This is a genomic window from Brevibacillus fluminis, assembly GCF_003710825.1.
Classification (GTDB): Bacteria; Bacillota; Bacilli; order Brevibacillales; family Brevibacillaceae; genus Brevibacillus_D; species Brevibacillus_D fluminis.
The window spans coordinates 78,884-92,134 of the sequence record NZ_RHHQ01000021.1 but is presented as its reverse complement, the minus strand read 5'-3'; the positions used below and the strand labels follow the sequence as shown (position 1 = coordinate 92,134).

The following is a 13,251-nucleotide window of genomic DNA, read 5'->3' as shown; positions in this document are numbered from 1 at the left end:
AATTCTTTCAGAAGAAAAACCTAGTGATCTTCGTTTACTTTTTGCGAGATGTACACCATCGTCAGCGTAGTAAAGATGTACGCTTGTACGGAACCGACGAATACGGAGTAACCCAGCCAAACAATCAATGGAAGCGTGGCTACCAGGACACCTGTGCCCAACAGTACGGAGATCAAGACCTCACCGGCAAAAATGTTACCGAACAAACGCAATGGGAGCGTCAGCGGCTTGATGATGAAATCCTCCATAATGTGCAGCAAGATCATCAATGGATGCGGTTCCACATAATGCTTGAAGTATTTGCCTGCACCTTTACGCAAACCGAGATAGTGAGAGTAAAGGAGAACAGCAAACGCCAGTGCAAATGTTACAGAAGGAGTAGCAGTCGGCGATTTCCACCAGGATACTGGCAGACCGTGCTCGCTTGCCAACTCTTCTTTAATCATTTCTTCTTTTGCATGAGCAGCTTCCGGCGTACCGGACAGTGTCAATTGGTTCATGAAGCTTTCACTGATTTGCCCATGGTAAGAGGTGGTGATATTAAGAACCAAGCCCAACTGGTTTCCGATGAAGATATACAGGAAAACGGTCAAGCCTAGCGCAACAACTCGGGACGCGTACTTCTTGTCCAAAAAGTTGCCGGAGATTCCACGAATGAAGTCGATCACCCATTCGATGAAATTTTGAGCTCCGCGAGGCACGCCAGTCGACATATTTCGTGTCAATCCAACCACGAGTAAAAATACTACCAGAGCGGTTACCACCATCATGATCATGGTAGGAATGTCGAATACCATACCTAACCATTCAAAGCGCGGAGATAAATGCATGTATTTCACCCCTTTCTATCGACAAAATTAAGATTTGTAAAGATTCCTTGTTAAGTGCATGTGAAAAACAACTGTATCTATTTAAAGGAGCGATAAACAAATAGAAGGCTGACCACTTGAATGAGGAAAAATCCTATAAGTGCACCAGATATGACGAATATTTCGGGGAATCGCACCGTCAGATATGCGAGAAATGCAACCATCACGAACCGCTGCAACATCCCCGTTCCTCTAGGACGGCTGTCCGGTTTCGTCGATTTCCACGCTTTGCTGAAAAGTACGGCATTGTTGATGGTGTTAGCAAACATACCTGCGAAGATACTCTGAAGAAAGACCTTATGCTCAGGCAACAGTGCCCAGAGTATCACAGAAGCAGCCATAAAAAAGAAGGCGAAGCGGAATGTTTGGCGCATTGCTGTCGTAAACTCTTGCATGCTCAATCTCCTAACTATCTCCTTACAAATACGAACGGATCAATCGATATACACTATAAATACCGATACCTAAACCCAAAAACAACCCGATGATCATGCATACGGGACTTGTTGCAAATTGTCGATCCAGATATTGTCCGAGCCATACACCCGCCATGACACAAATCGCCAAATCAATCCCGATAAAGCTGACAAAAATGATGGCTTGCCAAGGATTATCCAGCTTCGACATGCATCTGATCCCCTTTCGACATAAGGAGAGGGCATGTGGTCATACCCTTTGCCCTCATCCATATTAACGAAGATTTATCCGCTTTGTCAACTTCCAGTCAGACTGTACACAAACCGTTCACAATTGACTCAAATCTTCTCAATTATCGTTGCAACACCTTGACCGCCACCGATGCAAAGCGTTGCCAAACCGTATTTGCCGCCGCGCTTTTGGAGCTCATGGACAAGCGTGACGAGAATGCGTGCGCCGCTCGCTCCGATCGGATGTCCAAGCGCGATCGCGCCGCCGTTTACGTTCAGTTTTTCCTTGTCGAATCCTAGCTCTTTGCCAACCGAAAGGGATTGAACCGCGAATGCCTCATTCGCTTCAATCAGATCGATGTCTTCCAGAGACAGGCCTGCTTTTTCCAGCGCTCGCTTGGTCGCAGGAACCGGTCCGATCCCCATGATGCTAGGATCAACACCAGCGCTGGCGTTTGCGACAATCCGAGCGATCGGCTTTAAGCCCAATTCATCTGCTTTCTCCCGGGACATGATCAGCAGTGCTGCTGCACCGTCATTAATACCCGAAGCGTTGCCAGCTGTTACGCAACCGTCTTTTTTGAATGCTGGGCGCAGCTTGCCGAGCGATTCTGCTGTGACGCCCGCGCGCGGGAATTCGTCGGTTGCGAACAGGACCGGGTCTCCTTTTCTCTGTGGAATCGGCACTGGAACGATCTCATCTGCAAAACGTCCGGCTGCAATTGCCGCCACTGCTTTCTCTTGGCTCCATGCTGCGAATTCATCCTGTTCCTCACGTGTGATCTGATACTTTTCTCCCAAGTTCTCCGCGGTAATTCCCATATGGTAATCGTTAAATGCGCACCACAGTCCATCGCGAATCATCGAATCCACCACTTTTTGATCGCCCATTCGATAGCCGTTGCGGGCGCCCTCCATCAAATAAGGCGCTTGGCTCATGTTTTCCATACCGCCTGCAAGAATGACGTCCGTATCTCCTGCGAGGATGGATTGGACAGCAAGATGGACGGCTTTCAAGCCGGAACCGCACACTTTGTTGATGGTCATGGCAGGAACCGCATGCTCGAGACCAGCCTGAATCGCCGCCTGGCGCGCAGGATTTTGGCCAAGGCCCGCTTGGAGTACGTTCCCCAAAATGACCTCACCGACTTGCTCTTTCCCTACTCCAGCCTTCTCAAGCGCTGCCTCCAGCACCAAAGCGCCCAGTTTGGTAGCGGACACACCGGCTAGTCCCCCTTGAAAGCTCCCGATTGCGGTACGCACTGCACTGACAATCACAACTTCCTTTTTACTCATCGCTCCCACTCCTCGCTTGTTTATATCGGCTTAGCCACACTGTGGCATCCTTCCATTATAAGGGAAGAAGGTTACAAAAATGATTAAAAAAACTTTAAGTTATGTCTCGTAACTGTTCGAAAACGTGGGTCAAAACGCAACTCCCCCATAAAAACAAATCCGCATCCTGCCTCATCGGAGGTGGATGCGGATTTCGCCTGAACTCACTATTTCTTCTGCAAGATTCGATAGAGCGCTACTGCTGTCACAGCCCGTGTAGTTGGTTTGTTCGGTTCGAACTTGCCGTTCTGGTTATCCATCAGCCCTTGGCCCGCCACGTTGTTGATCGCAGCTGACGCCCATTGTGGCCACGCCTTCTTATCGGCTGGCGCTTGGACAGGCTGGGCTTTCTTTTGCAGAATGCGGTCGAGAATGACGGCCGCCTCCGCCCGAGTCACAGCTTGATCAGGTCTAAACGTTTTATCGGTGTAGCCTTTCACCAAGCCTTTGGTCAACGCGACCTGCACAGGTCCTTGCGCATAGTCAGGAATCGCGTCCTTAAAGGAGAGCTTTGGTTTGGCTGGCAGCTCCCACGCGAAGACGCGGGCCAACAGCGTGACAAACTGCGCTCTTGTCAACGAATTTTCCGGTCCGAACAATTCGTTGGTAATCCCTTTGACCAAACCTTTCTGAGCCATATAGGTGATCTCATCTTTGGCCGGATGGTTGATAATGTCGACAAACGGCACATCGGCCGGCTTATCGAGATAATACGGGATGTAGGTTCCATACGCGTTAACCGGATAGACCCACTTTCCTTGGTCGTCGACTTGGCCGATCAATGGATCAAATGTCTGGTTCGCCTCATTCACATAGAGCAAGCCGATTCCTTTTCCTTTGATCCAGTTTTTCGCGGTCAGCTTCACCGTGGATGTCGTGTTGCCGAATTGGTCCTGCTTGCCCGCTTTTAGCGCTCCCGGCTTCACTGTAAACGCATAGTCTGCCGGTACATAGCCAGGCAGCTGCTGGTTGATGATCGAATTCACACCAAGCGAGACGGTATCCAAGAAGCTCGACGTGGCTGCGAACGAATAGCTCATGTCGAGTTCTGCACCCAACGAGAGGGTTCCTGGCGTGCTGGTTTGCACTGTTTTGCCGCTAGGCTTCACAGCGCTCTCCGCTGGATAGAGCAGGGACGCTTCATCAAAGTAAACCGTTCCGCTTTCCGGCAGGATCTCATTGTTTTCTGCAGGGTCGACGACATAGATGCTGCGCAGTTGCAATGGATACGTCGCTGCTGCTGGGAAGTATCCTTTCACCTGCTGCCATCCTGTCCAATCGATGCGCTTGGCCAGATCGACGTAATAGACTTTTCCTTTTGCGTCGAGCACTTCTGCGCGCAACCAGTGATTGCTGCTGTCGCCATATACCCACAGGCCCATACCAAACGGCTTGCCCGGGATATCTTCAGGCTTGGAGCCGAGTCGACCATATGCGATACGGGAATCGCTTTCAGGCGCACCGGCAAAATTGTATGTCAGCTTCGCTGCTTTTTTCGTACGGAACACCGGATCGTTTCCGCCGGCACTCACTGCCGTGAAGGAACCGTGCGAGCTGAGCGAATCCGGATAAGCGGTATGGTACATGGACGGCTGGTTGTCAAACGTTAGCCACGGCTGCTCAAATGCGCCGATATTCACTGGCACAGTTGTGCTGATCCCGTCGTATGTAACCTTCAGGTTGGCTTTCCCGACCTGGTCGCCCGCAATAAGCTGGAGCTTGTCGTTGACCGAAGCCAACGGTGAATCAACCGAAATGGTTACGCTTTTCGGTGTTGCCGCAATCATCTGGCCTTTTTTAGTTTTCAGCTTGATATCAAGCCCAAGCGTTTGACCAGGCGCGATATTGATCGGGTTCGGGCCGACGATGATTTGCGCGATGTCCTTACCTGTTATGACGCTCACATCGCGTTTTTGTGAGACATTGCCGACTGTGGCCGTAATCGTCGTCGTGCCGGAACGGCTCGGGATAAACTTGTTTTGCTCGAACGTTCCCGCATCCGCTCCGACCTGCCAGTTGATCTGGTCAGGCTTGATCGTGTAGGGCAAATAATGCGTATCGTATGCTTTGGTCGAAAATTCGGCAGCTTGTCCGATCAGCACCTCTGTCGGACCATTGATCTGAAAACCGAGCAAATCACCTGGAGGCGCCGTATTGTAGATCGCAAGTCCCGTCGGCACGCGACGCTCCGCTCCACCTTTAGGCGTGTTGATCGCCCGCACATCCGTCTCACCTAGCATACGCGCGGACATCGTGGTGGAACCGCCGCCATCGAAATTGACTGCTTTGTACGCGCCAATCTCCACCATGATCTGCGCCAGCTCTTCGAGACTTAAACCCGAGCTGCTGGCCGTGTCGACGGCCACCATGTACATGGTTTTGCCATCCTGGGAAACCCCTACCGCCGTCCGCGCATTCAAACCTTTAACCGAGCTGTCTACATTAAAGGAAGTGATCGCCTTACCCTGGTTGACCAGCAGCAGCTGACCTCCTACCGCCTGCATCCAGTTCCGGTCGGTCGGGGCATTTTGGTAATCAACCTGCGCTGTCGAGCCTACAGGGAATTGCTGCAGCAAAAAGTTGGCAGCTGCTCCTTGTCCCCAAAGCACATAGCCGTTTGGCGGAATCACCGCACCCGGCTGATTGATTCGCACTTCTTTTGCCACGTTGTTGTCAAAGACCACTTCCACGATGTTTTGGTAGCCGGATATTGTCCCAAGGCTTGTCTTGCCGAATTTGGGCGTGTACATGTTCAGCTGATCCAAATGGCTTTTGCCTTTTGTCGTGTTGTACTCTTCCTTGTTGATTCCACGCAGCGGGAACGTCACGCCGCTTGGAGCTGTAACTTTACCGGAAAATGTGAAGTGCTCGATCGCCGCCGTTTTGTCGTCGGTAATCCCGAGGCTGTACCAGTAATCGATCTGCCCCATTGACGAAATGACCTCGCCATCCTTGAGCACCTGCCCAAACGGCGCACCGCGTTTTGTCATGTTGAAAAAGTCGGCATTGATCGCCGAGATGGCGCCTGTTTCGCGAGCCATCTGGGTGACTGTTTGCTTTTGCGTCAACAAGCCGTCGGTGCCGTACACCGGCTTCACTTCAAGATACTGATTGTTGAGGTCCGCTTTGGTGACAAAGACCGTCACCTGTTGATCGCCGAAAGATTTGGTATATTTTATCAGCGAGGCTCCTTCACCAATCGTCTGCTGCCACATGATCGACAGCGGACTGGTCACAACTCGCGCTTCCGCCACGTTTGCCGCCAACGGAAAAATCGCTCCCCACGCGATTACGCTAGCCGTGACGAGCGACAAGACCTTATGCTTTTTCACGGTGCAAACTCCTCTCCTCAGGAGAAAACTATCTCTCTTTTTATGAAAAACGTCACTCCGATTTTCATGGAAACCCAACACAAAACAGCCGAAGCCGTCTCGTGTGCAAAATTATCCATATTCGTTTGACGCGCATTTTGTCTGTTTGGTTTCATCGAATCCGTCGATTTTTTCTGGTAAATTTCGACAATCGCAAAAAGTCTCTATGTAGCTGCGAAAGGAAAAAGAGGCGTCATCAAACGCCTCATCCTTTTATTTTACGCTGCCTGGCTGAAATGGCGCCGGGCGCTCGCTCTTGTATCCGAAATGGTAGAGAATCGCTTCCACGATGCGCTCGGAGGCTTTGCCGTCGCCATACGGATTGGCTGCTTTCGCCATTTTCTCATAGGCTGCAGCATCGCGGAGAAGCTCGTCCGCCAGACGGTACACTTGATCTTCATCGGTCCCGGCAAGCTTCAACGTGCCTGCTTCGATGCCTTCCGGACGCTCTGTCGTATCACGCAGAACGAGGACAGGCACGCCAAGCGAAGGCGCTTCTTCTTGCACACCGCCGGAATCGGTCAGAATCAGGTGGGCGCGACGCGCAAAGTTATGGAAGTCGAATGCATCCAGCGGTTCGATCAGATGGATGCGCTCGTGGCTCCCCAAAATTTCCTGAGCCACTTCCTGTACAGCCGGATTCAAGTGTACCGGATACACAACGGCAATATCCGCATGCTCGTCAACCAGACGGCGGACAGCGCGGAAAATGCGGCGCATCGGTTCACCCAGATTTTCACGGCGATGAGCGGTCATGAGCACCATCTTTTTGCCTGCCGTTTTGCTTAAGACCGGATGCTCGTAGTCAGCGCGCACCGTTGTTTGCAACGCATCGATCGCTGTGTTGCCTGTGATATAGATTGCTTCCTCCGACTTGTTTTCGCGGCGGAGGTTATCTGCTGCTCCATCGGTCGGTGAAAAATGCAGGTCTGCCATCACACCTGTCAGCTGTCGATTCATCTCTTCAGGGAATGGCGAGTATTTGTCCCATGTACGAAGGCCTGCCTCGACATGGCCGATCGCCACTTGATTGTAAAACGCGGCGAGGCTCGCCACAAAAGTCGTTGTCGTATCTCCATGCACGAGCACGATGTCCGGCTTCTGCTCCTTGATGACTTCATCCAACGCTTCCAGCGCACGGGTTGTAATTTGCAGGAGAGTCTGGCGATCTTTCATGATGTTCAAATCTATATCCGGGGTGATGCTGAAGATTTCCAGCACCTGATCCAGCATTTGCCGATGCTGTGCAGTCACACAGACAATCGATTGGATCTGCTCAGGATGTTTGCCGAGTTCGTGGACAAGCGGCGCCATCTTGATGGCTTCCGGTCTTGTCCCGAATACGGTCATCACTTTGAGTTGTTTACGGTTTTCACTCATCATCGCACCTACTTCGTTCCGTAGAGACGGTCACCTGCGTCGCCCAACCCTGGTACGATATATCCATGGTCATTCAACTGCTCATCGACTGCAGCAACAAAAATGTCTACGTCCGGATGATCTTCCTGCACCACTTTGATTCCCTCAGGAGCGGCGATCAGGCACATCAGCTTCATGTTTTTCGCGCCGCGCTTTTTCAAAGCCGTAATCGCGACGGAAGCAGAACCGCCGGTAGCGAGCATCGGATCGATGACGATCAGCTCACGCTCCTCGATATCGGTCGGCAGCTTGGCATAATACTCAACTGGCTTCAATGTTTCAGGATCGCGGTACAAGCCGATATGGCCCACTTTTGCAGCAGGGATCAGATTCAACACGCCGTCAACCATGCCGAGGCCAGCGCGCAGGATCGGAATCAAGCCGATTTTTTTACCAGCGAGCACCTTGGATTTGCAGGTGGTGACCGGCGTCTCGATTTCGGTTTCTTGCAATGGCATGTCGCGGGTAATCTCGTACGCCATCAAAGTCGCAACTTCATCTACCAATTCGCGGAATTCTTTCGTTCCCGTATTTTTGTCACGAATAAACGTCAATTTATGCTGGATTAAGGGGTGGTCGAACACATATACACGACTCATGTATGTTCCTCCGTTTCTGCTTTGCGGACATCCTACTTATAATAGCGTTTGAGACCGCAACCGTCAATTTCGGTTGAAAACATGAAAACAGGCCTACGGCATTACGCCGTTGGGCCTGTTTGATTCTTTTAGTATTGCAAGCCTTCGTAGAGCGGGAAGCGTGCGCACAGTGCTGCCACGCGAGCGCGGGCTTCTTCATGCTTCGCTGCATCTTGCGGGTTTTTCAATGTCAGTGCGATGATAGCGGCAACCTCTTTCATCGCTTCTTCATCAAAGCCGCGGCTTGTCACCGCTGGCGTACCCATGCGTACACCGCTCGTTACGAACGGGCTAGCCGGATCGTAAGGAATCGTGTTTTTGTTCGTTGTAATCGATACTTCATCCAGCAGATGCTCCGCTTCTTTACCGGACAGACCTGTGCTGCGTACATCAACCAGCACGAGATGGTTGTCCGTACCGCCGGATACGAGTGTCAAACCTTCAGCTGTCAACGCTTCTGCAAATGCTTTCGCGTTTTTCACGATACGGCTTGCGTAGTCTTTGAATTCCGGTTTCAGCGCTTCGCCGAAAGCGACTGCTTTGGCAGCGATCACGTGCATCAAAGGACCGCCTTGTACACCCGGGAACATGGATTTGTCGATCGCTTTGGCAAACTCTTCTTTGCAGAGGATGATACCGCCGCGAGGACCGCGCAATGTTTTATGTGTAGTGGAGGTGACAAAGTGTGCATATGGCACTGGGTTCGGATGCAAGCCTGCAGCAACCAGACCGGCGATGTGCGCCATGTCTACCATGAAGTAAGCGCCGACTTCATCTGCGATTTCACGGAATTTGGCAAAATCGATTTCACGCGGATATGCGCTCGCACCTGCAACGATCAGCTTCGGTTTGTGTTCCAACGCTTTAGCGCGAACAACATCATAGTCAATGCGGTGATTGGTTTCATCCACGCCGTATTCTACGAAATTGTAAAGGGATCCTGAGAAGTTAACAGGGCTACCATGCGTCAAGTGACCGCCATGGGACAGATTCATCCCAAGTACAGTGTCGCCAGGTTGGAGAATGGTGAAGTAAACGCCCATGTTCGCCTGTGCACCGGAGTGCGGCTGTACGTTGGCATGCTCAGCACCAAAAATTTCTTTCAGGCGATCGCGAGCGATATCCTCAACGATATCGACATATTCACAGCCGCCGTAGTAGCGACGACCTGGATAGCCTTCCGCATACTTGTTGGTCAAAACTGTTCCCATCGCTTCCATAACAGCGCGGCTTACGAAGTTTTCGGATGCGATCAATTCGATTTTGTCGCGTTGTCTTCCCAATTCCTGACTCATTGCTGCCATTACTTGCGGGTCTTGCTCTTTCAAGAATTCAAACATGGCTTGGTAGCCTCCTATCGCTTCTTTTTTCTATATAGTGATTATGAACAGCTGTTATTTGCATCCGTCAGCTCGTAGACGGCTCGCGAACCGCCAATCAGCTTCGGCCTGGTTTGCGCTGCAGTCACATGCGCTTCCCCAATCTGCCGCAAGCTTGGCCGAATCGGCACCGCCACATGTCGCAAATGCATGCCGATAAAGGTATCACCGATATCGATTCCTGCATGCGCTTGAATATGCTCGACCATGACGGGATCTTTCAATTGTCGGTACGCATAAGCTGCCATCGCTCCGCCGGCTGTCGGAACCGGGACGACCGTCACCTCATCCAGACCAAGTCGCTCCATGCTTGTCCGCTCGATCACCAGCGCGCGGTTCAGATGCTCGCAGCACTGGAAGGCCACATCAAAGCCATGCGCCTCCTGCACTTCGCGAATGCCGCTGTAAAGCGCGGCTGCCACCTCTCCACTGCCCGCTTTGCCGATCTGCTTGCCCAGCACTTCACTGGTACTGCAGCCGATAACCAGCAGGCGTCCGGCTCCCAGTTTGGCGCTTTGCTGCACTTCCGCCACGATGGTCTTGACCTGTTGCTTCAATACGTCCAGGTCCATCTTATTTCACTCCCGCGTGCTTGGCTTCAATCTCCTTGATTTTGTCCACACGGCGTTCATGGCGACCGCCTAAAAATTCAGTCTCCAGCCAAATCTTCACGATGTCCAATGCAAGGCCTGGTCCGATAACTCGCTCGCCCATCGCCAATACGTTTGAATCGTTGTGCTCACGTGTTGCTTTTGCCGAAAATGTGTCATGCACCAGCGCGCAGCGGATGCCGCGAACCTTGTTGGCAGCAATCGACATGCCGATACCTGTGCCGCAAACCAGAATACCCCGATCAAATTCGCCAGATGCCACTTTTTCAGCCACCGGCAGCGCGTAATCCGGATAATCAACCGACGTTTCACACTCGCAGCCAAAGTCTTCATAGCTGATATTCATCGACTCCAGAAGCGATTTAATCTCTTGTTTCAGCTTAAATCCGCCGTGATCGGCAGCCAATGCAACTTTCATGTGAGTTCCCTCGCTTTTTCGTAATTCATGCTTATTATACCGCTAATCCCGAAGATATGTCACTGTATTTTGTTAGAACTAGGGCAAAACCTGTTACATTACTGTAAAAAAACCTAAAAACGTTCGGTTAACGCCTACTTTTTAGTGGAACCCGGCTTGTCCTTCACCAAAATACTGACAGCTAGGAACTATGATACCATCCTACCTGTATAAAAAGGGACTGGTTTATAACCAGCCCCGCAATTTTTCATGCAGCTTGTCGAGCGTTTGCTCCAATTCGGTAGCACAATGCTGATAAAGGGTGAAATCACCACCGTACGGATCGGCGACCTCCCCGGATTCACCAACGAATTCTTTCAAAGTATACAGTTTGTGCGCCACGCCGGGAAAATACTGCTGGATCATGGCTTTATGTCCATGGGTCATGGTCAAAATCAGATCGGCCCAGGCAATCAGATGATCGTCAACACGCTGCGCAGCATGGTCGTGTGCGATGCCGCGAAGCTCCAGAACCTTTCTGGCGTGTTCCGATGCACGTTGCCCCACATAAGCAGAGACGCCAGCTGATTTGACTTCGAATCCGCCTTCCGTCTTGTCCCGAAACAATGCTTCCGCCATGGGGCTACGGCAAGTGTTTCCGGTACAAACAAACAGCACCTTCATCTGTTACCCTCCTTTTTCAATATGGTTTGTCCTATTATACGCACGTTTCCAAGGGACTTACCAGAGGAATTTGCACCCGAACAGGATCAGGATGACGCCACCGATGATTTCGCTGTAGTCACCCAGCCATCCCCCGAAACTGCGTCCGATCATTAGGCCGCAGCCAGCCATCAAACCGCCAGTGACACCAAAGAGCGTGACCGCCAGAAGCTGGTTCACCTCGATCAAACCGAATGAAAAGCCAACCGAAAGCGCGTCTAGGCTGACGCTAACCGCAAATAGGATCAAACCGAAGCCTTTGGTGTAAAGCTGGCTCTGTTTTTCTTCTTGTGTGAAACCACTCCATAACATATGTATGCCAAGCGCGATCAGGACCCCGCCGCCGATCAATATGGCTATATCCCCAACGACGCTGGAAAGCGTATGACCAATCCAGATCCCCAAAAGCGGCATGGCTACATGAAACAACCCGATCGTTGTGCTGATGGAGAGCACTTCACGCAGTCGCAGTTTACCCATTCCGACGCCAATCCCCAAAGAAAAGGCATCCATCCCGAGCGCTAGCGAGATCAGCAGCAAGGTAATAAACTGCCCCCATTGAAACAATGAGATATCCACGTTTCCTCCCCCTCCTGTCTCTTCACCATATGCGGACAAGAGGGGAAACATTCATCTTAGGCGGTAACCACGCGTCCGCCTGCCGCTTTCTCCAATCGGTTCATGACGGCAAGCCCCATGCCTTTACGTGGGAAGACCGGCGCTACCATGAACTGCACTCCAAGGCTATCAAACTGGCGCAAAACCCCGTACAAATCGCGGGCGACGCTGCCCAGATCGGACAAGGAACCACAGGAAAGAACCGCATCGGCACAACCGCTGCCTTCCCATTCCGCCGCATTCTCCGAAGTGACGAGTACTCCTGTTTTGCAACCCATCTGCCGGGCTTCACGGAGCATGCTCTCCATCCGTTTTCGGACAGCCTCCCGCTCGCCGTTTACCAACCAAAGCTCACCTTCCGGCGCATAGTGTGTATATTTCATGCCTGGCGAACGCGGACTTTCCTCCGCCCCCAGCAAAAAGGCCGGATCTATCTCTACTGTTCCCAAAACCGCCTGCAACTGTTCAAACGTGACGCCACCCGGACGCAAGATCATCGCCGGCTTCACAGTCATGTCGATAACGGTCGATTCCACACCGACACCAGTCGCTCCACCGTCCACAATCGCCGCAATCCGCCCCTCCAGATCTCCGCGCACATGCTGAGCGGTTGTCGGGCTTGGCTTGCCCGAAAGGTTGGCGCTCGGCGCGGCAATCGGCATACCCGCTGCGTTGATCAACGACAAGGCGACAGGATGATCCGGCATCCGTACGCCGACTGTTTCTAAACCAGCTGTCACCAAGTCGGCAACCGTATCCTGCTTCGGCAAAATCAACGTCAGCGGGCCGGGCCAAAATGCTTCAATCAGACGCTTTGCATCGTCCGTGACCTGCGAAACCACCGTCTCCAGCTGCCCGATTCTGCCGATATGCACGATCAGCGGATTGTCGCTCGGTCTCCCCTTGGCCACAAATATTTTTTCCACAGCTTGATTGGACAATGCATCCGCACCGAGTCCATAAACAGTCTCCGTCGGGAACGCAACAACCTCTCCCTGCTGGATCAATCGGGCTGCATCCACAATCTGTGCACAAGTCTCCAGATCTTCCACACCTTTATCCACAGTCCACATCTTTGTAACCATCGGTAATAACATTGTTAAAAATCCTTTCCAGCCACTGTCTAAATACAGTTTGTGCCCCTAGTATAAAAGCTCCCCAAAAAGTTTTCAACAACCTGTGGGTAACTTGTGGATAAACCAACGAAAAAAACCTACCTCGAAAGGTAGGGGAGGGGGAGCATC

The 13,251-nt window shown here is 51.8% G+C and carries 13 protein-coding genes; all 13 read right to left on the bottom strand.

Translation table 11 applies throughout. The features are described from left to right. Positions 1 to 20: 20 nt before the first annotated feature. The 13 genes from atpB to EDM56_RS24500 all read right to left on the bottom strand — a co-directional run bounded on the left by atpB (position 21) and on the right by EDM56_RS24500 (position 13,104). Entirely contained in the window at positions 21 to 830 is an 810-nt protein-coding gene (gene atpB / locus EDM56_RS24560) for a F0F1 ATP synthase subunit A (RefSeq protein ID WP_122920575.1), read from the bottom strand. Between the two features lie 77 nt (positions 831 to 907). Then, complete coding sequence (locus tag EDM56_RS24555) at positions 908 to 1,264, bottom strand: ATP synthase subunit I (RefSeq protein ID WP_122920574.1); 357 nt, start codon at positions 1,262 to 1,264, stop codon at positions 908 to 910. Positions 1,265 to 1,286: 22 nt separating this feature from the next. Beyond that, on the bottom strand, positions 1,287 to 1,496 hold the full coding sequence (locus tag EDM56_RS24550) for an AtpZ/AtpI family protein (protein WP_122920573.1): 210 nt from the start codon (positions 1,494 to 1,496) through the stop codon (positions 1,287 to 1,289). Between the two features lie 128 nt (positions 1,497 to 1,624). Further along, complete coding sequence (locus EDM56_RS24545; RefSeq protein WP_122920572.1) at positions 1,625 to 2,812, bottom strand: acetyl-CoA C-acetyltransferase; 1,188 nt, start codon at positions 2,810 to 2,812, stop codon at positions 1,625 to 1,627. Positions 2,813 to 3,018: 206 nt separating this feature from the next. After that, entirely contained in the window at positions 3,019 to 6,183 is a 3,165-nt protein-coding gene (locus tag EDM56_RS24540) for a phosphodiester glycosidase family protein (RefSeq protein WP_122920571.1), read from the bottom strand. A gap of 252 nt (positions 6,184 to 6,435) precedes the next feature. Further along, a complete protein-coding gene (gene wecB, locus EDM56_RS24535; protein ID WP_425456358.1) occupies positions 6,436 to 7,602 on the bottom strand; it encodes a non-hydrolyzing UDP-N-acetylglucosamine 2-epimerase in 1,167 nt (388 codons plus the stop codon). An 8-nt stretch (positions 7,603 to 7,610) separates the two neighbouring features. Then, on the bottom strand, positions 7,611 to 8,240 hold the full coding sequence (gene upp, locus EDM56_RS24530; RefSeq protein ID WP_122920569.1) for a uracil phosphoribosyltransferase: 630 nt from the start codon (positions 8,238 to 8,240) through the stop codon (positions 7,611 to 7,613). Between the two features lie 128 nt (positions 8,241 to 8,368). Beyond that, the gene (locus tag EDM56_RS24525; RefSeq protein WP_122920568.1) at positions 8,369 to 9,619 is read right to left on the bottom strand and encodes a serine hydroxymethyltransferase; all 1,251 of its coding nucleotides are present in this window, start codon (positions 9,617 to 9,619) and stop codon (positions 8,369 to 8,371) included. A gap of 41 nt (positions 9,620 to 9,660) precedes the next feature. Continuing rightward, a complete protein-coding gene (locus tag EDM56_RS24520) occupies positions 9,661 to 10,230 on the bottom strand; it encodes a TIGR01440 family protein (protein WP_122920567.1) in 570 nt (189 codons plus the stop codon). A 1-nt stretch (position 10,231) separates the two neighbouring features. Then, positions 10,232 to 10,687: a ribose 5-phosphate isomerase B gene (rpiB, locus tag EDM56_RS24515; RefSeq protein ID WP_122920566.1), complete on the bottom strand. Its 456-nt coding sequence runs from the start codon at positions 10,685 to 10,687 to the stop codon at positions 10,232 to 10,234. A gap of 225 nt (positions 10,688 to 10,912) precedes the next feature. Continuing rightward, positions 10,913 to 11,350: a low molecular weight protein arginine phosphatase gene (locus EDM56_RS24510; protein ID WP_122920565.1), complete on the bottom strand. Its 438-nt coding sequence runs from the start codon at positions 11,348 to 11,350 to the stop codon at positions 10,913 to 10,915. 57 nt (positions 11,351 to 11,407) lie between these two features. After that, a complete protein-coding gene (locus tag EDM56_RS24505) occupies positions 11,408 to 11,968 on the bottom strand; it encodes a manganese efflux pump MntP (RefSeq protein WP_122920564.1) in 561 nt (186 codons plus the stop codon). Between the two features lie 56 nt (positions 11,969 to 12,024). After that, on the bottom strand, positions 12,025 to 13,104 hold the full coding sequence (locus tag EDM56_RS24500) for an L-threonylcarbamoyladenylate synthase (protein WP_122920563.1): 1,080 nt from the start codon (positions 13,102 to 13,104) through the stop codon (positions 12,025 to 12,027). Positions 13,105 to 13,251 lie beyond the last annotated feature (147 nt).

Bases quoted from the DNA above. Each gene is read 5' to 3' on its own strand.
- atpB (WP_122920575.1), bottom strand. From the start codon at position 830: ATGCATTTATCTCCGCGCTTTGAATGGTTAGGTATGGTATTCGACATT.
- EDM56_RS24555 (WP_122920574.1), bottom strand. From the start codon at position 1,264: ATGCAAGAGTTTACGACAGCAATGCGCCAAACATTCCGCTTCGCCTTC.
- EDM56_RS24550 (WP_122920573.1), bottom strand. From the start codon at position 1,496: ATGTCGAAGCTGGATAATCCTTGGCAAGCCATCATTTTTGTCAGCTTT.
- EDM56_RS24545 (WP_122920572.1), bottom strand. From the start codon at position 2,812: ATGAGTAAAAAGGAAGTTGTGATTGTCAGTGCAGTGCGTACCGCAATC.
- wecB (WP_425456358.1), bottom strand. From the start codon at position 7,602: ATGAGTGAAAACCGTAAACAACTCAAAGTGATGACCGTATTCGGGACA.
- upp (WP_122920569.1), bottom strand. From the start codon at position 8,240: ATGAGTCGTGTATATGTGTTCGACCACCCCTTAATCCAGCATAAATTG.
- EDM56_RS24525 (WP_122920568.1), bottom strand. From the start codon at position 9,619: ATGTTTGAATTCTTGAAAGAGCAAGACCCGCAAGTAATGGCAGCAATG.
- EDM56_RS24520 (WP_122920567.1), bottom strand. From the start codon at position 10,230: ATGGACCTGGACGTATTGAAGCAACAGGTCAAGACCATCGTGGCGGAA.
- rpiB (WP_122920566.1), bottom strand. From the start codon at position 10,687: ATGAAAGTTGCATTGGCTGCCGATCACGGCGGATTTAAGCTGAAACAA.
- EDM56_RS24510 (WP_122920565.1), bottom strand. From the start codon at position 11,350: ATGAAGGTGCTGTTTGTTTGTACCGGAAACACTTGCCGTAGCCCCATG.
- EDM56_RS24500 (WP_122920563.1), bottom strand. From the start codon at position 13,104: ATGTTATTACCGATGGTTACAAAGATGTGGACTGTGGATAAAGGTGTG.